The sequence below is a fragment of the Rhodococcus sp. W8901 genome (assembly GCF_013348805.1).
GTDB lineage: Bacteria > Actinomycetota > Actinomycetes > Mycobacteriales > Mycobacteriaceae > Prescottella.
In genome coordinates, this window is record NZ_CP054690.1 from 1431884 (window position 1) to 1454699 (window position 22816).

Consider the following 22816-nt stretch of genomic DNA (forward strand, 5'->3'; position numbering starts at 1 on the left):
GTTCGCAACCGTAGCTCACGGGGGATTCAGTGACGGTGCCGGTATCCGAGCCAGGCCTCGCGGCGGGTGCGCAGCGGATCGGTCTCCACGCGGGACTCCGCGTCGATGATCAGGGTGTCACGGCGCTCCAGCGAGTAACGCGGCCACGTCCCGAGCGGCCGCCCACCGCGCGCGAAGCGGAGCCAGTGGCTCTGCATCGTGTCGGTGACGACGCGCAGGTCGCGGCGGCCGCCGAGCGAGGTGAGGGTGCGCGCCGCGGGCCCCCGTGCACCGAACACCGCGAACAGTTCCGTCGCGTGCGTCGCCCCCAGGCCGGTCAGGCGCAGGAGGCGGGGCGCGAAGTCGTACCGGTACATGTAGGTGTCGCTGTGGCGCGTGTGCGCGTGTGCGCAGCGCACCGACGGCTCCCAGAAGACGACGTCGCCGCCGAGATCCGCGGCGGCCCGCCGGCCGGGGTATCCGGGATACGCGCCGATCGCGCGAGCCTTGATCGCGGGATCGGTGTCTTCGAACATCTTCTCGATCCGATCCCGGTTCGTGGGAAGGATGTCGAGGAAGCGCGGGAAGATCCGGCCCTCGTGCGCGTTGGTGCCGATCAACAGTGGCACCCGGTGTTCGGTTCCCGCCTCGAACGCATTCAGTGGGTGCTCCGGCAACAGGTCACCGTCGGCGACCGCAGCGAACGGACGGGTGCCGGGCACCTCGTCGGCCCCACGGGTACTGAGCGTGGTGGCCGCCTGCACGAGGAGTTCGGGTGCGGCGGTGGTCAGGAACTCGGTCACGTCGGACCCGCAGACGCCCGCGATGTCGAGGAACTCGCGAGCCCACAGCGCCGCCAGTTCCCGGCCGTTCGAGGTGGCCGGGGGCGGGCTCTGGGCGATGGCGCGCGCGAACAGGCCCTTCGCGGCGGGCGTGCACATCAGGGTGACGACCGCGTCGGCGCCGGCGGACTCGCCGAACAGTGTCACGTTGGCGGGGTCGCCCCCGAACGCGGCGATGTTGCGCTGCACCCACTGCAATGCGGCAACCTGGTCGCGCAGGCCGAGGTTGGTATCGAATGGTCGTTCGGGCGTGGAGAACTCGGAGAAGTCCAGGTAGCCGAGGGCGCCGAGCCGGTAGTTCAACGAGACGAACACGACGTCGCCGCGGCGGACCAGCGAGGCGCCACTGTACAGCGGCGCCGACGAGGTTCCGGCCGTGTGTGCGCCGCCGTGGATGAACACAATGACCGGCCTGGCGGCGCTGCTCGGGTCGGCCGACCTCAGCACGTTGATGGTCAGGCAGTTCTCGTCGCCCTGTCTGCGCTGCTGCGGCGCGGAGGGACCGAACTCGGTGGCGTCGCGGACGCCGGCCCACGGCTGTACCGGTTCCGGAGCGCGCAGCCGGAGCGCTCCCACCGGCGGTGCAGCGTACGGAATTCCCCTCCACGACAACAGATCCGGAAGTCGGCGCCCACGGACCACGCCTTCGGCGAGGGTGACCTCGACCTCGAGGCCGCCCCCGGTCATGCCCGGTGCTCGGGTACGGCAGGGTGCCTGTCCCCGTCCTCGTCGAGGTATCCGCGATAGTCCGCCCACGCGAGTCGGCGTTCCCGGCCCGGATCGCGTTCGACGCGGGTGGGAACGTCGAGGATGAGGGTACGGCGCATGTCGGTGTCGTACCGTGGCCACCACGGCGCAGGGATTCCGTTGCAGGCGAAGGAGATCCAGTGCTCCTGGACCCGGTCGGTGACCACGCGCAGTCCGCGTCGACCACCGGGGGCGGTGAGCGCACGTCCGGCGGCGGAGTCGCCGTAACCGAACACCGCGAACATCTCGAACGCGTGTGTGGCGCCGAGGTCGAGCCAGTGCATGAGGCGCGGCGCGAAGTCGAAACGGTAGCTGTAGGTGGGGGCATGGACGGAGTGAGCCTCGGCGATCTGGACCGACGGCCTCCAGAACGTCAGATCGCCGCCCAGATCGATCGCCGCTGCCGGACCCGGGTAGCCGGCGTATGCGCCGACGACGCGCGCCCGGGCCTCCGGATCGGTGAGCTCGAACATCGCGTCGATGCGTGCCTCGTCGGTGGGCAGACCGTCGAGGAACTTCGGGAAGAGGGTGCCCTCGCGGGCGTTGGTCCCGATGATCAGCGGTACTCGGTGCGCGGTGCCGTCAGTGAATGCCTGCAATGGCGCCACGGGCAGGAAGTCGCCGTCGACGGTCGGCCCGAACGGGTGCAGGCCGGGAGTCTCGGCGAGCACCTTGGCACCCAGCCGATGCCCCGCCTTGCCGAGTTCTGCCGAGGTGGCGTCGTCCAGGGCGCGGGCGGCCGCCGCGGGGTCGTCTGCGTTCGATCCGAGCAGCGACACGAACTCCCGGGCCCAGCGTCGCGCCCGCGGTGCGTCGTTCACGAGGACGGGTGCGGAACTCTGGGCGATGGCGCGGGCGAACAGTCCACGGGCGGCCGGCGTCGCCATCAGCGTGGTCACCGAGGTGGCGCCGGCGGATTCGCCGAACAGCGTGACGTTCTCGGGATCGCCCCCGAAGGCGGCGATGTTGCGCTGCACCCACTCCAGCGCGGCCAGCTGGTCGCGCAGGCCGAGATTGGCGTCGAACGGCCGCGCGGGCGTGGAGAACTCGCTGAAGTCGAGGTATCCCAGCGAGCCGAGCCGGTAGTTGACCGACACGAACACCACGTCGCCCCGGCGCACCAGACGGTCCCCGTGGTAGATCCCCAAGGCCGTGGTGCCCATCGTGAAGGCGCCGCCGTGGACGAACACCATGACGGGCCGCGGCGTCGAGCTGGGCGCCGCCGGGGCGAGCACGTTGAGCGTGAGGCAGTCCTCGGACATCGGCTGGTACTTGCCCGGTCGCAGGGCGGTGCCCATCCGGTGCTGCGGTGCGGCATTGCCGAACGCGGTGGCGTCGCGGACGCCGGTCCACGGCTCTACCGGTTGCGGTGCCCGCAGGCGCAGCGGGCCGACGGGTGGAGCGGCGTAGGGGATACCGCGCCAGGCCAGCAGATCGCCGACCCGTCGGCCCCGAACGACGCCGTCGACGGTGGTTACGTCCAGCCCGGGGGTCATGGTCGCGACTATACGACGGATCGCGTGCCCGGCGGCCGCCGAGCACGTCGACGTCCCGAGGTGGCTCGTCACCGAGCCTCGAGGAACCTCCCGGTCCGTGCGCTGCCCAGGGTAGGCGCGGGCTGCCCGTCGCCGAAGACGTACTCGCCGCCGACGAAGACGGCCGAGACGGTGTCGTCGTTGCGGTTCACCATCCGGGAGAGGTTGTCGTACTCGGGGATCGGGCACTCGGCGTACGTGTCGAGCGAGGCGTCGAGATGCTCGGGGTCGACGACCACCAGGTCGGCGCGGTCGCCCTCCCTGAGGTGACCCGCGTCGAGGCCGTACCAGTCGGCGAGCTCACCGGTGACCCGATGGACCGCCTGCTCCACCGACAGGAACGGCGTACCCGCCCGCTCGGCGTCGCGCACGCGTCGCAGGAAGCGCAGTCCGAAGTTGTAGAACGCCATGTTCCGCAGGTGCGCGCCTGCATCGGAGAAGCCCAGCTGCACACCGGGATCGGCGGCGAGCGTATTCAGCACCTCGGGGCGGTGGTTCGAGATCGTGGTCCGCCAGCGGACCTTCGGTCCGTACTCGACCACCAGGTCGAGGAACGCGTCGACGGGATGCACGCCGCCGCGATCCTCCCCGACCTGACCGAACGTCTTCCCGATGACCGATTCGTCCGGGCACTCGACGATCTCGGCGTCGAAGAAGTCGCGGTGCCACACCCGGGGCCCGTACTTCTTGTCGTAGTCCTTGCGGAAGCGCCGGCGATAGTTCTCGTCGGCCAGCAGATCGCGGCGCGCGTCGATCTGGTTCGACAGGTGCAGGGCCGCCGCGCCGGAACCGAATTCCTCGAACACCGGCAGGTCGATGCCGTCGGAGTACACCTCGAACGGGACCGGCAGGTGCTGCCAACGGAAGTCGCCGCCCAGGCCGTTGATGACCTTCGCCATCAGCGGAAAGACCTTCACCACACCGGGGATCGCCTTGACGTCGGCGGCCGATAGCAGGCTCGTCTTGAGCGGCTTGCGGAAGATGCCGAGGCTGCTGAGTGCCATCACCACCATGCTCTGCGGGCGGGCCACATCCGGGCCGCCCTGCAGCGCCCGGCGGCGGCGTCGCAGGATCGCGTTGAGTCGGCGACGCTCCTTGGCGGTCGCGTACGTCGACGGCAGCGTGCGGGACCGGCAGACCTCGCCGTCGAGCTTGTCGAACATCAGCTGCTGCGAGGACATCCCGACGAAGCCGGCGTCGAGCGCCTCGGTCAACTGCTGCTCCATCGCGGCGAGTTCGGACGCGGTCGGCTTGATCTCCTTGCGAGTGGCCCGGTCCAGGCCCATCAGCGCCGCCCGCATGTCGGAGTGGCCGATGAACGCCGCGACGTTCGCTCCCAGCGGCAGCGATTCGAGCGCGTCGACGTACTCGCGTGCCGAGTTCCACGTCTTGCGCTCCTCGAGCCCGTCGACGACGTGGCGACGGGGGATCGCCTCGACCCGGCCGAACAGGTCACCGGCGTCCGACGGCCCGACATGGACCGTCGACAGCGAGCACGAGCCCACGAACACGGTGGTGACGCCGTGCCGCACCGACTCGTCCAGTTGGGGACGCAGCAGGACCTCGACGTCGTAGTGCGTGTGGATGTCGAGCATGCCCGGGATCACCCACTTGCCGGCCGCGTCGATCACCCGCGGGCAGTCGGTCTCGTCGAGCGCGGCGGCCGAGACTGTGGCCACCCGGCCGTCTCGGATACCGAGGTGTCGGGTTGCGGACGGGGCGCCGGTGCCGTCGAACCACCGGCCGTTCTTGACGATCGCGTCGTAACTCATCGGGATCTTGCCTCTCTCACCGCTGGGAGCGGGGAACGTGTTCGCTCACAGAGCGATTCGTGTGCGGATCGTCTTTCCGGTCGCGTTGCGCGGCAACGAATCGGTGGTGATCTTCCATCGGGTGGGCACCTTGAAGTACGCGAGACGCTCGGACGCGAACTCCCGCAATTCGTCCTCGGTCACCTCCATCCCGGGCCGGACGACCACGATCGCGCCGACCTCCTGCCCCAGGTCGGGGTGGTCGACTCCCACCACCGCGGACTCCGCGACCGCCGGATGCTCGTCGAGGCACTGCTCGATCTCCACCGGGTAGACGTTCTCTCCGCCGCGCAGGATCAGATCGGAGCGGCGTCCGGTGAGCCGAACCATCCCGTTCTCGATCACCCCGAAGTCGCCGGTGTGCAGCCAGCGTCCGGGACGGATGGCCGCGGAGGTGGCCGCGTCGTCGTTCCAGTAGCCGAGCATCACGTACGGGCTGCGCGCGCAGATCTCGCCCTCGGTCCCGTCGGGCACCGGCTCGCCGAACGGGTCGCGGATCTCCACGCTGACACCGATGATCGGCCGGCCGAGCGTGCCGGGGAACGCCTGCAGATCCATCGGCGTCGCAACCGAGATCGCGGTACTGCACTCGGTGAGCCCGTAGCTGTCGACCAGTGCGTTGCGGGCGAACGGCAGCTTCTCCCGCAGGCGCTGCTGGAAACCCGGCGACGACGGCGCCGAGGCGAGCGCGAACGAGGTCAGCGACGACAGGTCGTAGCGAGTCACATCGTCGTGTTCGAGCAGGCGACCCGCCATGGTGGGGACCGCGCCCCAGTTGGTCACCTTCTCGCGCTCGATCAGACGCAGCACCCGGTCCGCGTCGAACGAGCCCTGATAGATCACCACGGCGCTGCCCGTGCCCAGACGCGGGACGACGAGGTTGTGCAGGCTGGCGATGTGGAACAGCGGCGACGTGAGCAGGTAGCGCAGATCGCTCGGCGCATCGGAGCTCGGGTCACCGCCCGTGAAGGCCGCGACGAGGCCGTCGCTGTAACGGTGATAGCCGATGACGGCCAACAGGTTCCGGTGCGAGTGCACCGCGCCCTTCGGGCGGCCGCTGGTGCCGCTGGTGTAGAGGATCACCGCCGGATCGTCCTCGAGAACGGTCGTGTCCGGCAGGTCGGCGCCCGCGAACTCGGCGATCAGCCTCGGCAGGTCGTCCTCCATCGTGAGGACGGGGACGTCCAGGTCGAGCCCGTCGAGGAGCGCGGCGCGCTTCGCGTCGACGATCAGTACCGACGGCTGGGCGTGGCCGACCCCGTACTCGATCTCGCGCGTCGTCCACCACGCATTGAAGCCCACCGCGATCGCGCCGAGCGCCTGCGCCGCCCAGAACGACAGGACCCACTCGGGAGTGTTGGCGGCGAGGATGCCGACACGGTCGCCCTTGTCGACGCCGTACCGCTCCCGCAGGGCGCGGGCCAGTGCCGCCGCGGCGGCACCGTGCTCGGCGTAGCTCATCCGGCGGTCCTCGGTGACCAGGTAGTCGCGGTCGCCGAATGCGATCGAGGCCGCCAGGGCGTCGCCCAGGGACCGATCGCGGTTCTTCATCACCGGCATGCGGACGCCGAGGACATCCTCCTCGTGGAGTTCGAACGGCCCGCCCGGGCCCGTCAGTCCGGCCATGACGGACGCGATGTAGGCCTGCGGGTCGACAGACTTGGTCACGGGTAGTTCCTTTCGATGCGGGCAAGGATCGTCGCCGTGCTCGACACCGGCGCACATCTATAGTGATGTGCGTCATACTTTCTGATTGACTGACGATGTGTCAAGTGAATGACGATCCGTCCTTCGAGCGGCGATTCGACTTGCCTGCGCCCGTCCGGGTGCGCCATCGTCTAGGGCGTGGGAGTTGCTGCGGACGAGATCAAGAGCCGGCGCGGAAGTCTGCGAGAAGAACAGAAGCGGTGGACCCGGACCAAGCTCATGGAGTGTGCTCGGGAGTTGTTCTGCGCGCGCGGCTACGCGGCGGTCACCGTCGACGACATCGCCGCTGCGGTCGGCTGCAGCCGCGCCACCTTCTACCTGCATTTTCCCGGCAAGGTGGAGATCCTGCGAGCCATCAGTGCGGAGAAGATGGTGCCGAGTGTCTTCGCGTTCTACGAGGACCTCGATCGGGTGCTCGAGACCGGATCCCGCGCCGAGTTCACGGCCTGGGTGAACCGGGCCATCGACTGGTTCGACGAGTGCAAGGACATCCTGCCCGCGTGGGACGAGGCGGTCGCCCTGGAACCCTCGTTCCGCGAGACGTCCCGTGACGGGATCCTCGCCCTGCCCAACTCGATGACGCAGTACCTGGCGCGCTGGCCGCAGGACCGGCAGGACGAGGCCCGGTTGCGTATCGAACTACTGGTCGCGCAGCTCGAACGGTTCTTCACCCGATGGGCCCTCCAGGGGACGATCGAGGTTCCCCGCGAACAGGCGGCGGAGGTCCTCACCGACATCTGGTTCCCGGCGCTCAGCGCCCCGGGCGGTGACTGACGCCGGCGCTCGTCCCCTGGGGGTGCGCGGTCAGGCGGGCTCGCCCGACAGCATCCCCGCGGGGGACGGCTCCACCGGTGCGGGTGTCGTCTTCTTCGATTCGGACTGCAGTCTGCTGACCGCGATCGCTCCGAGGATAAACGCGCCGGCGACGAGGATGTACAGCTGTGTGGGCGTCCAGTCCAGATCCAACAGCTTGCCTGCGACGATGGGCGAGACGATGGCGCCGATCCGTCCCACGCCGATTCCCCAGCCGACGCCGGTCGCTCGGACGGACGGTCCGTACACCGACGGGGTGATCGCGTACAGCCCGGCGACGCAGCCGTTCACGAAGACCCCGATGAGGGCTCCGAGCGTGAATCCGACCACGATGGAGCTGGTGGCGGGCACGAAGACGACCAGGAGAACACTTGCGATCACCATGTAGGCGGACAGGACCGATCGCAGCGCGAACCTGGCGGACAGGGCGCCGAGCAAGGTGGCCCCGAAGATTCCGCCGAGGTTGAGCAGCACGCCGCCGGTGATCCCCTGGTTCGCGGAAAGTCCCGCGGCCACCAGCAGTTTCGGCGTCCAACTGGTGACGAAGTAGAAGCCGAACATGATCATGAAGAACGCGAACCAGATCAGCAGGGTGGGACGAAGCAGTTCAGGCGAGAACAGTTGCCGCAGTTTGCCGGCCGACTCGGTCGGCGAAGTGCCGTCCTCGGTCGGGTCCGGAAGCTCGGACAGTTGCGGCTGCCCGATTCGCGCGGCGAACTTGTTGATGCGCGCGAGTGCGTTGGCCGGCCGCCGGGTCAGCAGAAAGTCGAGTGACTCGGGCAGTCGCAGGAACACCACGGGAATGATGGCCGCGGTGCAGACGCCGCCGAAGAGGAAAACGGAGCGCCACCCGAAACTGTTCTGCAGCACCACGGCGATGATGCCGCCCGACGTGGCGCCGATCGCGTAGCCGGTCGAGTTCAGGCTCACCGCGAGTCCGCGCCAGCGGGACGACGCGTACTCGCTCGCAATGACGTTGCTGCTGGCCAGGATTCCGCCGATTCCGACTCCGGTCAGCGCGCGGAGGAGGCCCAGTGCGAGGGCGTTGGGGCTCAGCGCCGACAGGGTCATCCCGGCGCTGGCGATGGCCAGGCAGAGCAGGATCATCCGGCGTCGGCCGATCGTGTCGGCCCAGGGCGCGAGTAGCAGTGATCCGCCCGCCATTCCGAACAGTCCGGCGCTCAGGAGTAGTCCGACCTCGGAGCCTGATAGTCCCCATTCCTGAGATACCGACTGTGCGGTGAAGGCCATCACCAGCACGTCGAAGCCGTCGAGGACGTTGAGCAGGACGCAGATCGCCACCGCGCCCCATTGGAATCGCGACATCGGACTGGAATCGATGCGCTCCCGCAGATCAATACTCATGTTCGGTCCCTTGATCGAGTGATGTGATGTGAGCCGGATCACTCGGCAGAACATTTGCGGATCGCCTCGTCTCGATTCCACCCCCATTCCGGATATCGGAAGACGGCACACAGTCTTCCGATATCCGGAAGTCGAGTGGTCTCGGTCATATCGGTTCCGTGACAGTGGATGCAGTCACCGGGCCTGCCGGCCCCACCCGAAGTCGAGGTGCGCGAGACGCGCCGCCCAGTTGGGAGCACACGATGACATCGATAGCCCGAAACCAGTGGTACGTGGCGGCCTACGGTTCGGAGGTGGGGCGCGAGTTGTTCGCCCGAACCATCTGCGGTGAGCCGATCCTGTTCTGGCGCACCGAATCCGGAGAAGTCACCGCGATGTCGGATCGCTGCGTGCACCGCAGGTTTCCGCTGTCCCAGGCGCCGAGTCGCCTCGAGGGCGACACGGTGGTCTGCGGTTACCACGGATTCACCTACGGCCGTGACGGGGGCTGCGTGGCGGTGCCCGGCCAGAGTCGGATCCCGCGTACTGCGCGCTTGAAGAGCTTCACCGTCGTCGAGCAGGACTCTTTCGTGTGGATCTGGATCCCGGACCCGCACGATCCGACGGAGCCCGATTCGGCCGAGATTCCCCGTGCCCCATGGCTGGACAGCCCCGACTACGCGGTCGTGCGAGGCATGGAGCCGCTGCGGGCGCGATACGGCCTCCTGGTGGACAACCTGATGGACCTGTCCCACGAGACCTATCTGCACGGCGGATACATCGGTACACCGGAGGTCGCGGCGACACCGATCAGCACCGAGGTGGACGAGGATGCGGGCGTCATCTGCATGAGCCGGCACATGGACGATGCGGAGTGCCCCCCGTTCTACGCCGAGTCGACCGGCATCGAAGGGCGCATCACCCGATGGCAGGACGTCGAGTACACCCCACCATGTCTGTACCTGTTGCACAGTCGTATTGCCCCCGTCGGTGTGATGCCGCCCGAGGAGGGTCCCGACAGCCAGGCCTTCCACGTCGAGGTGGTCTACGCCATCACCCCCGAAACCGAACACTCGACGCACGACTTCTGGTCGGTGGCGAGAGATTTCGCGCTCGATGATCAGGACGTGACCGACTTCCTGCGGGAGAACAACCGCACCGTGGTGCTCCAGGACGTGGTCGCCCTCGATCTGCTCGAGACGGTGATCGCGGGCGAACCCTCGGGTTATCAGGAACTGAGCATCAACATCGACGCCGGTGCGCTGGCCGCGCGCAGGATGCTCGAGCAGATGGTGAAGCGGCCCTCTCGATCCGTCCCGGTCGGCTGACGAGAGCGCATCGATGGCCACCGAACCCGCCGTAAGGCCGAAGGGCCGCAACGTCGTACGAATCGTCTGGGTGCCGGGATCCGACAGCCTCGAAGGCACGTGTCACTGCGGCGCCACCAGGGTCGCCGACGATCCGATCGAGCTGTGGAACTGGTTGCTCGGCCACCCGACCGGCCACACGACCGGCTCCGGGACCAACGAGACAGCGACCCCCTACATCCCTCCGAGAGTGTTGGTGAACTCATGACAGTCCGGTCACACGAATTCGAGGCCGACCTCGAAGTGCATCGCAAGAGCGACGTCGTCGACGGCGTCGCCGTCCTCGAACTACGCCACCCAGCGGGGGTTGCGCTGCCGCAATGGACTCCGGGCTCGCACATCGATGTCGTATTGCAGCCGGACCTCGTGCGGCAGTACTCCCTGTGCGGCGATCCCTCCGACCCCGGCTGTTGGAGGATCGCGGTGCTCCGAGAGCCGGACGGCCGCGGTGGGTCACAGTACGTGCACGACAAGCTCGATGTGGGTGACTCGGTCCGGGTCCGCGGTCCCCGGAACAACTTCGAACTACGCGACGCGCCGCGGTACATCTTCATCGCCGGCGGCATCGGAATCACCCCGATGCTGCCGATGGTCGCTGCCGCGCACGCCGCGGGATCCGACTGGACGCTCACGTACGGCGGCCGCCGTCGTGGCTCGATGGCGTTCGTCGACGAGCTGACGACGCTCTACCCGGACAGCGTCGAGGTGTGCGCGCAGGACGTCTCCGGGCGGCCCGACCTCTCGGCGATCCTCGGTACACCGCTTCCGGACACCCTCGTGTACTGCTGCGGTCCAGCCGGCCTCCTGGATGCGGTCGCCGAGAGGTGTGAGCAGTGGCCCGCCGGAACGCTGCACGTCGAGCGTTTCGCGGCAAGGGAACTCGGCGCCCCGGTCCTCGACGAGCCGTTCGAGGTGGAGCTCGCGCTCAGCGGCACGACCGTGACCGTGCCACCCGGTACCTCGATCCTCGAGGCGGTCACCGCGGCGGGAGTCCAGGTGCTGTCCTCCTGCCAGGAGGGTACGTGCGGGACCTGCGAGACGTCGGTGCTCGGCGGCGTCGTCGAGCACCGGGATTCGTTGCTCACCGACGAGGAACGAGCGGCCGACGACACGATGATGATCTGCGTTTCGCGAGCAGCGTGCCCGCGACTCGTTCTGGACCTGTGAGGAGAGCGGACACATGACCACCGAGACCTCGACCGTGCGGCTGGACCTGCCCGGCCTCGACGACGACCCGTTCGACGATGCGACCCTGGCGAATCCGTACGAATTCCATGCCAGGCTGCGAGCCGCCGGACCGGTCGTACGCCTGCCCCGATACGACGTCCTCGCGATGGGCCGCTACACGGATGTGCACGCCGCGCTCACCGACTGGCGCACGTTCGTTTCCGGCCGGGGCGTCGGTCTGAGTGACTTCCAGCATGAGAAACCCTGGCGAACACCGAGTTTGCTGCTCGAGGCCGACCCGCCGGACCATACCCCGGTGCGGGCGGCGATGAGTGCGATCCTGTCGCCGCGATCGGTCCGCCAACTGCGAGACCACCTCCAGGAGCAGGCGGATCTGCTCGTGGACGCGTTGGTGTGTCGTGGCGAGTTCGATGCGGTCACCGACCTGGCCGAGGTGTTCCCTCTGCAGGTGTTCCCGGATGCGGTGGGCGTGCGCGCAGAGGGCCGCGAGAATCTTCTCCCGTACGGCGCGATGGCCTTCAACGCTTTCGGCCCCCGCAACGACCGGGTGACGAGGGCGCTCGAGACCGCCGAGCCGATCCAGGCGTGGATCTCGGAGAGCTGCGAGCGTGCCAACCTGTCGGCCACGGGATTCGGTGCGCAGATCTGGGCAGCCGCCGACCGCGGCGAGATCACACATGCTCAGGCGCCGATGCTGGTGCGCTCGCTGCTCACCGCGGGTGTGGACACCACGGTGTTCGGTATCGGGAACGCCCTGCACGCGCTGGCCGCGCACCCCGCCCAGTGGGGCATCCTGCACGAACGGCCCAACCTGGCGAAGTTCGCGTTCGACGAGGCGCTGCGCTTCGAGTCCCCTGTGCAGACGTTCTTCCGGACCACCGCCGCGGACACCGAGTTCGCCGGTCACCGGATCGCGGAAGGCCAGAAGGTGCTGCTGTTCCTCGGATCCGGAAACCGCGACGAGCGGCACTGGGGCGACCGGTCAGAGGAGTTCGACATCCAGCGCGCCGCGAGCGGCCACGTCGCCTTCGGAATGGGCATTCACCAGTGCGTCGGACAGCCCATCGCGCGGCTCGAGGCCGAGACGATCCTGACTGCCCTGGCACGCCGGGTACGCCGGATCGAGCCGACGGCCGCCGCCGTCCCGAGGCTGAACAACACCCTCAAGGGCTGGGCTAGCATTCCGGTGCGGGTGCATCCCGTCTGAGTCGATGAAGGCCTTGAGTGGGGTGTTGGACATGTCCGTGGTCGGGAGTCGCCGGGGCCCAACCGGTTCCGTCACCGTGCGGGCACTGAACCTGCTCGAGGTCTTCTCTCCGGACCAGCCCGTTCTGACGCTCAGTGAGATGTCCCGCCTGACGGGCTTCCCACTCACCACCGTGCACCGGCTGGCCGCGGACCTGACCGGGTGGGGCGCGCTCGAACGGGACGGTTCGGGCCGGTACCGGATCGGGCTGCGGCTGTGGGAGGTCGCGTCGCTCGCGCCCCGCGGCACCATGCTGCGCGAGCTCGCCATGCCGGTGATGGAGGACCTGTCGCAGATCACGCAGGAGAACGTTCAGCTGGGGGTACGCGAGGGTTCCGAGATCATCTTCCTCGAACGAATCGGCGGCAAGCGCGCCGTTCCTGTCCGAACCCGGGTCGGAGGACGATTCCCGATCCACGCATCGAGCATCGGACTCGCGCTGTTGGCCTTCGCGCCGGTCATGGTGCAGGAGGAGGTGCTGTCGAGACCGCTCGAACGGTTCACCGAGAAGACCATCACCTCCGCGGACGAGCTGCGTCGAACACTCGCGGAGGTTCGCAAGCGGGAACTGGCGATCAGTGACCGTCAGGTCACGATGGAGGCGCTGTCGATCGCCGCACCGATCTTCGGACGCCCGGGTGTGGCCACGGCCGCCCTCGCGATAGTCGTCAACGCCGAGACCGCGCAGACGACTGCACTGTCCCAGATGGTGCGCGCTGCGGCGCGGTCGATCGGCCGTTCGTTGCAGCCGGGCGGCCTGACGGCCCGTGGTTACGGAGGCGGGCTGCCGGACTGAACGATGTCGGGCACGGGCGTCACCCGTGTTCGACGATCCCGGCGAGCCGATCGAGCGCCTCATTCCAGCCGAGTTCGTTGTCCGCGGGATCGACCCCAGGCGGAATGCCTGTGTGCAGGACGTCCAGTTCGGTGCCGTCGGCGTGGTCCCACAGCTTGATCGACACGTTCATCATTCCGCGCATGTCAGGGTCGTCGGTCTCGAACTCCATCTGTTCCTTCACCTGCTTGCCGTCGGTGATGGACTGGAAGTAGCCGTGGTACGTGTCGGTGTGGGCCGTGGTCTTGCCGGCCACGTCGGGGGAGTCGTAGGTGAGTGAGATGCGGTAGTGCCCGCCGACGTGGGCGTCGAACCGGTGCACCTGCGCGGTCATGTTCGCCGGGACGCGCCAGGTCGCGATCGCTTCCGGATCCAGCAGGGCGCGGAAGACCCGTTCCCGCGGGGCGTGCAGGACCCTGATGGTTCGCGTCGACGACACACCGTGAGTGTCGCACTCGTGCGGTCCCGGGCGGGCGTGATCAGGGCGCGAGAGCGGCATTGTGGGCGGTGAGTAGCGCCCCGAGAAGGTAGTGCCCGTCCGCCGAATCGAGCGGAACGACGCCGCCGACCGCCGTGACCGCGGGGTGCGCGATGGTGGTCGGGGAGCCGGCGAGCATCCAGGCGAGGTTGTTCTCGTCGTGCCGGGGCCGGTATTGCAGGCCGTCGATGCCGGGATTGGCGGCCAGGACGGCTGCGGCCCAGCGCCGGGTGTGGAGGTAGCCGGACGGGTCGCACTTGGTGAGCCAGACCCCCGCGTTCAGGCGCGCCGACCCGGTGCCGGTCAGGTCGGCCACCCGCACCGGGCGGGTGGTTCGCAGTTCGCTCAGTACGCGTCCCCGGATCTGCACCCGCGGAATCAGTCTGGGGGACTGGTCGACCGGCAGGTTCCGGCACAGCGTCTCCGCGACCGCGGCTGCGGGACTGTCCCCCAGATACAGGTAGGCGTAGGAGCCGTCGAGACTGTCGAACCTGCCGCCGGCACGCGGGCGTGGTCGTGGGGTGGGGTTGAGGTCGGCGGCGCCGCGCACGGCGCTGTGAATGCGCCACACCGACGTGTCGGCGGGAAGCGTGGTGATCAGGGCGGGTGGCAGCAGCGCCGGCGGATCCGGGTAGATCACGCGATGCTCAGCCGTGGATCAGGTCGTCGGCCATGTCCCGCAGATCCTGCTCGTGCCCGCCCGCGACGGCGAGCTCGGCAGGGGAGCGCGGGTCGTCGGCGAAGGCGGTGGGGGACAGCCACCACGACGCGGTGCCCCATGGATCGTCCTTGGCGCCGATCATTCGGTTGATCTCGGCGACGATCGGGCGCACCTCGCGGCGTTCGGCGTCGAACTGGAAGGCAGGGAAGAGATTGTGCCCGGACGCGGGCAGTGCGATGACGGTGCCCGCCGCCGCCAGACGGCTGGCGGTGTTGCGGCTGGTGGCCGACTTGCCGAGGGCTCGGCTGACGGTGGTGGAGTCGAACATCTCGTGCTCGTCGACGAGCGACCGGAGAGCGGATGACACGATGCGGGTGCGCGCCACCGCGGCTGCGGCGGGGTTGGCGACGGCGCGCTCGTGCTGCAGCGCCAGCGCCGGCCCCATCGCCATCAGCGCGGTCACGTCGTCGCGGACCGGCCGCAGGTTGGGCCGACGGGAGAACTCCTCTGCCAGCAGCTCGACCAGATCCTGATCGGACAGCGCGTGGATCGTGTCGCGGGCACGGTCGCGGTCGACGAGCATGGTCACACCTCCGTATGTGCCACCAGCGTACCGCGTACCGACCGTGTCGGCCAGGAGGTGGGGAACGTCCTCGCGGTGCTCACGACGGATTGCGTCTCGCCTCGAGCAACCGCAACCACACCTCGCTGACCGTCGGATACGACGGGACCGCGTGCCACAGCGTCTCGACCGGGACCCGGCCCACCACCGCGACCGTCGCCGCGTGCACCAGTTCCGCGACCCCGGATCCGACGAACGTCGCGCCCACCACGGTGTCGGTGGCCCGGTCGATCACGAGCGCCGCGCGCCCGGTGTAGTCGTCCCGCGACAGCGCGGCACCCGCGACGTCGATGTCGACCGCCAGCACCTCGACGTCGAGGCCGTCGTCACGGGCCTGTTCTTCGGTGCGGCCCACCGCGGCGATCTCGGGCGTCGTGAACACCACCTGCGGCACCTGCCCGTGATCGGCGGACGCGACGAACCGGGGCCCGTCGAGCGGCCGGCCCTCCGCTCGCGCCGCGATCACGTCGCCGCACACCCGCGCCTGGTACTTGCCCATGTGGGTGAGCAGGGACCGACCGTTGACGTCGCCCACCGCGTACAGCCAGTCACCGTCGACGCCCGCCACAGTGAGGTGATCGTCGACGGTGACGTAGCCGTGAGAATCAAGATCGGGCAGACCGAGCGTCTCGAGCCCCAGCCCGGCGGTGGCGGGGGTGCGTCCGGTCGCGACGAGGATCTCGTCGGCCTCGAGTTCGGGGTCCGAGCCGTCGCCGCTCAGCGCCAGCGTGACGGGTCCGCCGTGGATCCGGCCGATGCCGGTGTCCGACGGGGCAATGCGAGTCACCGACTCCACGTTCGCGCCGAAGCGCAGGTTCACGCCGTGCTTGCGCAGTTTCTCGGCGACCATCTCGCCCGCGAACGGTTCGGTGCGTCCGAGCAGCCCGGACCCGCGGACGACGAGCGTCACCTCGTCGGCGCCGAGTTCGTGCAGCCACGTCGCGGCCTCGCACGCCACCACGCCACCGCCGATTACCGCGAGTCGTCTGGGGATCTCCCGCACGTTCGTGGCGTCGCGCGACGTCCACGGCAGCGCCTCCTGCAGGCCCGGTGTGCCGGGGACGGAGGCGGTCGTGCCGGTCGCGAGGACGACCGCGTGCCGGGCCCGCAGCACCCGGTCGCCGACGGTCACCTCCCGCGCCCCGGTGATGCGGGCGCTGCCGCGGATGACGTCGATGCCGACCGAATCCGCCCACAACACCTGTGACGAGTCGTCGAGGTTGTGCACGAAGCCGTCGCGGCGCGTGAGGACCGCCTCGACATCCAGTCCGTAGGCGTTGACCTTCTCCTCCACACCCGGCATGTGCCGCGCGGTGCCGAGCACCTCCACCGGTCGCAGCAGTGCCTTCGACGGCATGCACGCCCAGAACGAGCACTCGCCGCCCACCAGTTGGTGCTCGATCAGCGCCGCGGTGCGGTCGCTGCCGGCAATGGCGTAGGCCGCCGCGTTCTCGCCGGCCGGCCCGCCTCCGATCACGATGACGTCGAACTCTTCGGGAGCCATGAATCCACGGTAGGCCCGACCGGGCGGTTTCGCGCCGCTTCCGGTCGGGCCAGGGGGTGGGGATCAGCGTATCGAGCGACGCTCGAACCGGCGCTTCGCCCACACGTACCCGAAGAGGGCGATTGCGGCGGACCAGGCGACCGCCAAGGCTGCGTCGGCGCCGATCGGACCGCCCAGGAGAAGCCCGCGCAGGGTGTCGATGACCGGGCTGAACGGCTGGTACTCGGCGAACCAGCGCAAGCCGGTCGGCATGGAATCGGTGGGGACGAAACCGCTACCCAGGAACGGCAGCAGGATCAGGAACATCGGTAGGTTGCTCGCGGTCTCGACGCTCTTCGACACCAGCCCGAGCGCGACGGACAGCCACGTGATCGCGAACGTGAAACCCGCCAGCAGCGCGATCGCCGCGATCCACTCGACGACCCCGGCCGTCGGGCGGAACCCGACGAGAAGTGCCACACCGGTGACCAGCAGCAGGCTCAGCATCGTCTGGATCATCGTGCCCACGACGTGACCGGTCAGCACCGACGCGCGCGATATCGCCATCGTGCGGAACCGGGCGATGATGCCCTCGGTCATGTCCGTGGCGACGGAGATCGCGGTTCCCTGAGCGGCGCCGGCCACCGTCATCAGCAGGATGCCCGGGGTCACGAAATCGACGTAGGCGGAGCGCCCGCCGGTCGGATCTCCCAGGCCTGCACCGAGAGTCCCGCCGAACACGTAGACGAAGAGCAGCAGGATGACGATCGGCATCCCCACGAGCAATACCGTCATCGACGGGTACCGGACGATGTGCCGGAGGCTGCGCCGCAGCATGGTCGCCGAGTCCGTCAGTGTGTACGTCATCGTGGTCATCGCACTGCCTCTTTTCGTGTTTCGGGTCGGCCGGTGAGTGCGAGGAAGACGTCGTCGAGGTCGGGCGTGTGGATCGACAGGTTCGCGACCTCGATCGAGTCTGCGTCGAGTCGGTCGAGAATCGACCGCAGTGACCGGATGCTGCCGTCTCCGGGAACCTGCAGCGTGAGGGTGTCGTCGTCACGAACGGCGTCGGCGAGTGATGTTGCAGCCGAGTCCAACTCGTCCGGATCGATGAACTGCAGGCTGACGTGACCGCCCGGCACGAGGCGCTTGAGTTCGGTCGGCGTGCCTGCCGCGACCACGTGGCCGCCGTCGAGGACGGCGATGTGATCGGCGAGTTGGTCGGCCTCCTCCAGGTACTGCGTCGTGAGGAAGATCGTGACGCCGCCCGCGACGAGTTCGCGGATGATGTCCCACATCGTGCGTCGACTGCGCGGATCGAGTCCGGTCGTCGGTTCGTCGAGGAAGATGATCCGGGGACTACCGACCAGCGTCATCGCGAGGTCGAGTCGCCGCCGCATCCCACCCGAGTAGCTCCCGGCAGGTTTCGAGGCCGCATCGACCAGGTCGAACTGCTCGAGCAGTTCGCTCGCCCGGCGCCGACCGGCGTCCCGGCCCAGGTGGTGGAGATCGGCCATCAGGATCAGGTTCTCGCGGCCCGTGAGGAGGTTGTCGACCGCGGAGAACTGCCCGGTGACGCCGATCGCGCGGCGGACGGCGTCGGGTTCCTGTGCCAGATCGTGGCCGCCGACCGTCGCGTCACCCGCGTCGGGGCGGACGAGAGTGGACAGGATGTGGACCGTGGTGGTCTTGCCCGCCCCGTTGGGACCGAGGAGGGCGAAGACGCTTCCCTCCGCGATGTCGAGGTCGATGCCGTCGAGCACTACATTGTCTCCGAAGGACTTTCGAAGCGAGCGAACGCTGATCGCCGATCGGGTGCTGACCGATGTCGTCATAGCTCTGCCTTTCCGGTAGTTGTCTGCCCGACCTCTGCGCGGTGAACGATGATGTCGCCGAAGCCGGTGTGGGCCTGGAGTTCCAAGGTTTGGTCGGTCGATGCCGGTCCGGCCGTCTCGGCGAGCCTGTTGTGGACCTTGCCGAACGAGGTGTGTACGTCGAGGCGCGCGGCCGTGCCGGACCGGATTCCCACCTCGATCTCGCCGTGTCCCGTCCGCAGGGACGCGGTGCCACGGGTGACCTCGCCGATCCGGATGTCGCCGTTCGCGGTCGCGGCGGTGACGTCGGCGCCGGCGTGGTCGACGGTGACGTCGCCGTTCGCCGTCTTGACCCGGAGACTTCCCGTGACGCTGCCGATCCGGTTGTGCCCGTTGGCATTCTTGACGACGAGGCTGCCGTCGACGCGGGGCAGTTCGACCTTGCCCGAGCCGGTGCTCACGTCGGCGTCGCCGGACACACTCTCCACCACGATCGCGCCGGCACCGGAATGCGCGGTCAGTGCGGCGGTGGCACCGAGGCGGACGTCGCCGGTCGAGGTCTTGATCCGGCAGTCGCCGAGTCGGCCCGTCGAGCGGAACGCCGCCACCGACGCGTCGGCCTCGACCGCCGATCCGGAGGGCAGTGCGACCGTGATGTCGACCGATCCGACCTTGCCCCACACGCCGAGCACTCGGGGCTTCGGTGCTCGTACGAGCAGTCGGCCCGAGGCGAACTCGACGCGGGTCTGTTCGGCGGCGCGCACGTCCGTCTCGCGGTTCGGGTCGCTGGGGCGGACCTCCACGACCGTGTCGTCACGATCGCTCGCGGTGATGGTGGCGTCGCCGACGGCGAACTGGAGGGTTGCGGTGATCGGTTCTGTGCTGGCGAAAGTAGGCATTGGTGATCCTCGGGGGTTCGATGGTGTGCGGGGTCAGCCGGGGTCAGCGGACCCAGCCGGTGTAGCGGTCGCCGCCGGTCGGGGCGCGCCGCTCGGGCCGTCGGGCGCCGCTGCCGTCGTCGAGCGCGGCGGCGGCCGACCGGACCAGCCAGGCGTTGACGGACAGCCCGGCGGTACGGGCCGCGTCCTCGACACGGTCCTTGAGGTCCTGCGGGAGTCGGAGATTGATGCGGGTCATCGGCCCCTCGTCGGTCTCTGCGGGACGAGGCGTCGGAGGCTCGGATTCGGAGGCCTCGCCGGGGTCGGTGAACGCCGGCGGCGCGGGCGGCGGGGTCACGACGAAGCTGGGCTCGCGTCCGCGCAGGCGCAGATCGACCGAACCGGGGGCCAGTTCACTGGTGATCTCGCTCGCGGCGGCCGAGAGCGCGTCCAGCAGTGCCAGTCGGATCGCCGAATCCAGCGGTGCCGTCAACCGTTCCGCGAGTGCGCGGGCGTCCGGGCCGCCCGCCTCGGCCGCGACGGCGAGATCGTTGTGGAGTGCGGAGACGTACGGTGTGAGGTCCATGGCACCACTATGGCACCAAAGTGATGCCAATGGGAAGGGTTTGGCATCAAATTCTTGTCCACATGGCGCCGAGTGGTGCCATGTGGCTCACCAGGTCTGCGCCGACAACCCCCGCTTCGCGAGCTGTGCGACGGCGAGTTCACGCAGTTCGTCGGCGCTGTCGAAGTACGCGGGATCGACCCCGACCAGCGACAACGAGTACGTGTCGCCGTACGAGCACAGGTACGCCGACAGCCGCGTCATGGTGCCGGCGTCGTGGTCCACGGCCAGGCGCGGGTGGACGGCACGGGTCGCCACGCCGGTCGTGCGGTGCGGGCCGAGTGACCCGACGGAGTCGGGCAGCCGCCCGATGTTGGAACAGAGTGCATCGCGTTCGCCCGCGCCCGCAGTCAGGTGGTGCGCCAGTCGGTCGGGGAGCAGTTGGGAGATCTCCTCCGGGAACCCCGACGGCGCGCCCATCGGCGGGCGGGAGTACGCCTCCCGGCTCAGTTCGCGGATGTCGGCGAGTGAATCCTCCGGTCCGACAGTCACATCCGTCATCACGATGGAGTTGTCGGCCGTCTCGGAACTGCGCATGTCGACCGGCAGGCAGATGTTCAGGGGCATCGGAACCCCGGCGGCGTCGGCGATCGCGGTGAGCACCGCGATGAACAGTCCGTTCGCGGTGCCGTCCTGTTCGGCGGCCACCGCGTCCCAGGCGGTCGCGTCGATGTCGAGAATCGCGCTGCACATCGCCGACGGCCTGTGGGCCTGGCCCGACCCGGGCTCCGGAGTCTGGTCGACGAAGTCCCGCAGTTCACGGCGCCGGCGCTCGCTGAACGCCAGCCCCAGCGTCGCCGCCAGCCCGCGCCCGACGACGGTACCGACCAGGCGCGCCGCGTCCGCCACGTCCGACGTGCGCGAGATGGTCGGTGGGGTCGAGCGGCCGGTGAGGGCCGCGTCGACCGCGGAGATCAGTCCGCGGGCGTCGGCGATCACGTGCGAACACACGAGGGAGATCACGGTGCCACCGTCGGCGACCGGCGCCGCCGACAGCGCCCACCCCGGCCCGAACTCGGGGTCGACGTCGACGGCGGCCTGCCCGTCGGCCCACCGGAGCACGTCGTCGACCGGCACGGTCTCGGTGTCGTACCGCAGGGGATAGCAGTCGGTGCTGGTCACCCAGCGCAATCGGGCGCCGGGCACCCGCGGACGGACGACCCGCCGGGCCAGGGCCCCGTGCCTCAGCCCGTCGTGCACCGACGCGAGGACCGCGCCATCCATGACGTCGGCGGTGCGCCACAAACCCTGCATCACGATCGGCAACCCGTAGCCGTGATGTCGGCGCAGGAAGATCTCGTCCACCATGGTCAACCGGTCCATGGGATCGGACGTTACCGCCAAGCGGGCCTCAGCTGCCGAAACTGCCGTGCCTGCCCTCGCCGGCCGCGAACCGGGCGGCGCCGCCGAGCGCGTCGACGGTGACCGCCACCATGCCGTGCCGGAACTCGGACGCCAGGGCATTCTCCTCGGACAACCCCTCCTGCTCGAGCGCCGACATCCGGTCCTCGCGGAGGCAGGTTTGCGGGAATCGGGCGAGTTCGGTCGCCAACTCCTCGGCGGCGGCCCGCGACTGCCCCGGCGGCACCACCCGATTGACCAGGCCGATCGCGAGGGCCTCGTCGGCGTCGACCGCGCGGCCGGTCAGTATCAGGTCCATTGCGCGTCCCGCGCCGATGAGGCGGGGCAGGCGCACGGTGCCACCGTCGATCAGTGGTACACCCCAGCGCCGGCAGAAGACGCCGAAGACGCTGTCGGACTCCGCGACTCGCAGGTCCGCCCACAACGCCAGTTCGAGACCGCCGGCCACCGCGTGCCCCGCGATCGCGGCGATCACCGGCTTGGACAGTCGCATGCGAGTAGGTCCCATCGGTCCGTCGCCGTCGGGTGTGACGTGGTTGGACCGGTCCGTGCCGAGTGCCTTGAGGTCGGCGCCCGCGCAGAACGTGCCACCGTCGCCCCACAGGACCGCGACCGCGGCATCGGGATCGTTCTCGAACTCGCGGAACGCCTCGGCCAGCGCGGCGGCGGTGGGCCCGTCCACCGCATTACGCACCTCGGGCCGGGACAACACGATGGTCGTCACGGGCCCGGTTCGTTCAGTGCGCACCGGCATGGTTCGACGCTACCCGGGGCCGCTGCGCCGGAAGGGTTGAATCGTGGGTTCGCGGGCCGTACTGGAACACTGACCACCATGGCCTACCGTCGAACCCCCGCCGTCGAGGCGCGTCTCGCGGCCCAACGCGACGCCATCTTCCAGGCCGCGGTCGCGGTGCTGTCGGAGGAGGGCTATCAGGGGCTGACGATCGCGGCCGTCGCCACCCGCGCGGGGGTGGCGACCGGCAGCGTCTACACGCATTTCTCGGGCAAGTCGGACCTCGTGGTCGCGGTGTTCCGAGAGATCGTCGGTCGTGAGGTTGCCGAGGTGAACGCGGCTGCGGGACCTGGTCGTTCGGCCGCCGAGCGGATCGCGGCGGTGATCGAGACCTTCGGCGGTCGGGCCATGCGAAACCCGAAGCTCGCGTACACGCTGCTCGCGGAACCTGTCGACGCGGCGGTCGACGCCGAGCGTCTCATCTTCCGCCGCACCTTCGCCGACGCGTTCGCCGCGGCCGTCGCCGACGGTATCGCCGACGGCGAACTCGAGCCGCAGAACGTTCCGCTGGCGGCGGCGTCGCTCGTCGGCGCCACCGCCGAGGTACTGGCCGGCCCACTGGCGTCCGGCGGTGCCGATCCCGGCGTGATCGAAGACCTGGTCCGGTTCGCCCTCACCGCGGTCGGTGGTGTCCGCTCGACGCGTTGACCAGTGCGTTTGCCGTGCAGGCGCATACTGGGTGCAGC

At 69.2% G+C, this 22816-nt stretch carries 21 protein-coding genes; 6 read left to right on the forward strand and 15 right to left on the reverse strand.

Going from position 1 to position 22816, the window contains the following annotated elements:
• Positions 1-26: 26 nt before the first annotated feature.
• The 4 genes from HUN07_RS06830 to HUN07_RS06845 form a co-directional block, all read right to left on the reverse strand.
• Complete coding sequence (locus HUN07_RS06830) at positions 27-1508, reverse strand: carboxylesterase/lipase family protein (protein WP_174908721.1); 1482 nt, start codon at positions 1506-1508, stop codon at positions 27-29.
• Positions 1505-3064: a carboxylesterase/lipase family protein gene (locus HUN07_RS06835; RefSeq protein ID WP_174908723.1), complete on the reverse strand. Its 1560-nt coding sequence runs from the start codon at positions 3062-3064 to the stop codon at positions 1505-1507. Before HUN07_RS06835 ends, HUN07_RS06830 begins: the two co-directional genes overlap by 4 nt.
• A gap of 68 nt (positions 3065-3132) precedes the next feature.
• A complete protein-coding gene (locus tag HUN07_RS06840; protein ID WP_174908725.1) occupies positions 3133-4875 on the reverse strand; it encodes an N-acyl-D-amino-acid deacylase family protein in 1743 nt (580 codons plus the stop codon).
• A gap of 45 nt (positions 4876-4920) precedes the next feature.
• Positions 4921-6582: a class I adenylate-forming enzyme family protein gene (locus tag HUN07_RS06845; protein ID WP_174908727.1), complete on the reverse strand. Its 1662-nt coding sequence runs from the start codon at positions 6580-6582 to the stop codon at positions 4921-4923.
• A gap of 177 nt (positions 6583-6759) precedes the next feature.
• Here HUN07_RS06845 and HUN07_RS06850 point away from each other — a divergent pair, with 177 nt between their 5' ends.
• Positions 6760-7395 carry a TetR/AcrR family transcriptional regulator gene (locus HUN07_RS06850; RefSeq protein ID WP_254622827.1) on the forward strand — a complete coding sequence of 212 codons (636 nt, stop codon included), beginning with the start codon at positions 6760-6762 and terminating at the stop codon, positions 7393-7395.
• A 30-nt stretch (positions 7396-7425) separates the two neighbouring features.
• Here the strand turns inward: HUN07_RS06850 and HUN07_RS06855 are convergent, their stop codons facing one another.
• Complete coding sequence (locus tag HUN07_RS06855; protein WP_174908729.1) at positions 7426-8799, reverse strand: MFS transporter; 1374 nt, start codon at positions 8797-8799, stop codon at positions 7426-7428.
• Between the two features lie 242 nt (positions 8800-9041).
• Here HUN07_RS06855 and HUN07_RS06860 point away from each other — a divergent pair, with 242 nt between their 5' ends.
• The 4 genes from HUN07_RS06860 to HUN07_RS06875 all read left to right on the forward strand — a co-directional run bounded on the left by HUN07_RS06860 (position 9042) and on the right by HUN07_RS06875 (position 13375).
• Positions 9042-10106 carry an aromatic ring-hydroxylating dioxygenase subunit alpha gene (locus HUN07_RS06860; protein ID WP_114718153.1) on the forward strand — a complete coding sequence of 355 codons (1065 nt, stop codon included), beginning with the start codon at positions 9042-9044 and terminating at the stop codon, positions 10104-10106.
• A 243-nt stretch (positions 10107-10349) separates the two neighbouring features.
• On the forward strand, positions 10350-11312 hold the full coding sequence (locus tag HUN07_RS06865) for a PDR/VanB family oxidoreductase (protein WP_174908730.1): 963 nt from the start codon (positions 10350-10352) through the stop codon (positions 11310-11312).
• Positions 11313-11325: 13 nt separating this feature from the next.
• On the forward strand, positions 11326-12540 hold the full coding sequence (locus tag HUN07_RS06870; RefSeq protein ID WP_174908732.1) for a cytochrome P450: 1215 nt from the start codon (positions 11326-11328) through the stop codon (positions 12538-12540).
• Between the two features lie 31 nt (positions 12541-12571).
• Entirely contained in the window at positions 12572-13375 is an 804-nt protein-coding gene (locus HUN07_RS06875; protein WP_114718157.1) for an IclR family transcriptional regulator, read from the forward strand.
• A 19-nt stretch (positions 13376-13394) separates the two neighbouring features.
• Here HUN07_RS06875 and HUN07_RS06880 read toward each other — a convergent pair whose 3' ends face one another.
• The 10 genes from HUN07_RS06880 to HUN07_RS06925 form a co-directional block, all read right to left on the reverse strand.
• Entirely contained in the window at positions 13395-13853 is a 459-nt protein-coding gene (locus tag HUN07_RS06880; RefSeq protein WP_217487192.1) for an SRPBCC domain-containing protein, read from the reverse strand.
• Between the two features lie 40 nt (positions 13854-13893).
• Positions 13894-14532: an RES family NAD+ phosphorylase gene (locus tag HUN07_RS06885; protein WP_254622828.1), complete on the reverse strand. Its 639-nt coding sequence runs from the start codon at positions 14530-14532 to the stop codon at positions 13894-13896.
• Positions 14533-14539: 7 nt separating this feature from the next.
• The gene (locus tag HUN07_RS06890) at positions 14540-15136 is read right to left on the reverse strand and encodes a hypothetical protein (protein ID WP_174908735.1); all 597 of its coding nucleotides are present in this window, start codon (positions 15134-15136) and stop codon (positions 14540-14542) included.
• A 79-nt stretch (positions 15137-15215) separates the two neighbouring features.
• Positions 15216-16679 (reverse strand): dihydrolipoyl dehydrogenase family protein, encoded by a 1464-nt coding sequence (locus tag HUN07_RS06895; protein WP_114718159.1) that lies wholly within the window; start codon positions 16677-16679, stop codon positions 15216-15218.
• A gap of 63 nt (positions 16680-16742) precedes the next feature.
• A complete protein-coding gene (locus HUN07_RS06900) occupies positions 16743-17534 on the reverse strand; it encodes an ABC transporter permease (RefSeq protein WP_114718160.1) in 792 nt (263 codons plus the stop codon).
• The gene (locus HUN07_RS06905) at positions 17531-18493 is read right to left on the reverse strand and encodes an ATP-binding cassette domain-containing protein (protein WP_114718161.1); all 963 of its coding nucleotides are present in this window, start codon (positions 18491-18493) and stop codon (positions 17531-17533) included. The genes HUN07_RS06900 and HUN07_RS06905 overlap by 4 nt, the downstream gene beginning before the upstream one ends.
• The gene (locus HUN07_RS06910; protein ID WP_114718162.1) at positions 18490-19371 is read right to left on the reverse strand and encodes a DUF4097 family beta strand repeat-containing protein; all 882 of its coding nucleotides are present in this window, start codon (positions 19369-19371) and stop codon (positions 18490-18492) included. Before HUN07_RS06910 ends, HUN07_RS06905 begins: the two co-directional genes overlap by 4 nt.
• 43 nt (positions 19372-19414) lie before the next feature.
• On the reverse strand, positions 19415-19936 hold the full coding sequence (locus HUN07_RS06915; RefSeq protein WP_114718163.1) for a hypothetical protein: 522 nt from the start codon (positions 19934-19936) through the stop codon (positions 19415-19417).
• Positions 19937-20023: 87 nt separating this feature from the next.
• The gene (locus tag HUN07_RS06920) at positions 20024-21298 is read right to left on the reverse strand and encodes a hypothetical protein (protein ID WP_174908737.1); all 1275 of its coding nucleotides are present in this window, start codon (positions 21296-21298) and stop codon (positions 20024-20026) included.
• A 28-nt stretch (positions 21299-21326) separates the two neighbouring features.
• Entirely contained in the window at positions 21327-22091 is a 765-nt protein-coding gene (locus tag HUN07_RS06925; protein ID WP_114718165.1) for a crotonase/enoyl-CoA hydratase family protein, read from the reverse strand.
• A 78-nt stretch (positions 22092-22169) separates the two neighbouring features.
• Between HUN07_RS06925 and HUN07_RS06930 the strand changes: the two genes are divergently transcribed.
• Positions 22170-22778, forward strand: coding sequence for a TetR/AcrR family transcriptional regulator (locus HUN07_RS06930; protein WP_114718166.1), 609 nt, complete (start codon positions 22170-22172; stop codon positions 22776-22778).
• Positions 22779-22816 lie beyond the last annotated feature (38 nt).

Coding starts and splice junctions, on each gene's coding strand:
- HUN07_RS06830 (WP_174908721.1), bottom strand. CDS start 1,508: ATGACCGGGGGCGGCCTCGAGGTCGAGGTCACCCTCGCCGAAGGCGTG.
- HUN07_RS06835 (WP_174908723.1), bottom strand. CDS start 3,064: ATGACCCCCGGGCTGGACGTAACCACCGTCGACGGCGTCGTTCGGGGC.
- HUN07_RS06840 (WP_174908725.1), bottom strand. CDS start 4,875: ATGAGTTACGACGCGATCGTCAAGAACGGCCGGTGGTTCGACGGCACC.
- HUN07_RS06855 (WP_174908729.1), bottom strand. CDS start 8,799: ATGAGTATTGATCTGCGGGAGCGCATCGATTCCAGTCCGATGTCGCGA.
- HUN07_RS06860 (WP_114718153.1), top strand. CDS start 9,042: ATGACATCGATAGCCCGAAACCAGTGGTACGTGGCGGCCTACGGTTCG.
- HUN07_RS06865 (WP_174908730.1), top strand. CDS start 10,350: ATGACAGTCCGGTCACACGAATTCGAGGCCGACCTCGAAGTGCATCGC.
- HUN07_RS06870 (WP_174908732.1), top strand. CDS start 11,326: ATGACCACCGAGACCTCGACCGTGCGGCTGGACCTGCCCGGCCTCGAC.
- HUN07_RS06875 (WP_114718157.1), top strand. CDS start 12,572: ATGTCCGTGGTCGGGAGTCGCCGGGGCCCAACCGGTTCCGTCACCGTG.
- HUN07_RS06890 (WP_174908735.1), bottom strand. CDS start 15,136: ATGCTCGTCGACCGCGACCGTGCCCGCGACACGATCCACGCGCTGTCC.
- HUN07_RS06895 (WP_114718159.1), bottom strand. CDS start 16,679: ATGGCTCCCGAAGAGTTCGACGTCATCGTGATCGGAGGCGGGCCGGCC.
- HUN07_RS06900 (WP_114718160.1), bottom strand. CDS start 17,534: ATGACCACGATGACGTACACACTGACGGACTCGGCGACCATGCTGCGG.
- HUN07_RS06905 (WP_114718161.1), bottom strand. CDS start 18,493: ATGACGACATCGGTCAGCACCCGATCGGCGATCAGCGTTCGCTCGCTT.
- HUN07_RS06910 (WP_114718162.1), bottom strand. CDS start 19,371: ATGCCTACTTTCGCCAGCACAGAACCGATCACCGCAACCCTCCAGTTC.
- HUN07_RS06915 (WP_114718163.1), bottom strand. CDS start 19,936: ATGGACCTCACACCGTACGTCTCCGCACTCCACAACGATCTCGCCGTC.
- HUN07_RS06920 (WP_174908737.1), bottom strand. CDS start 21,298: ATGGACCGGTTGACCATGGTGGACGAGATCTTCCTGCGCCGACATCAC.
- HUN07_RS06925 (WP_114718165.1), bottom strand. CDS start 22,091: ATGCCGGTGCGCACTGAACGAACCGGGCCCGTGACGACCATCGTGTTG.
- HUN07_RS06930 (WP_114718166.1), top strand. CDS start 22,170: ATGGCCTACCGTCGAACCCCCGCCGTCGAGGCGCGTCTCGCGGCCCAA.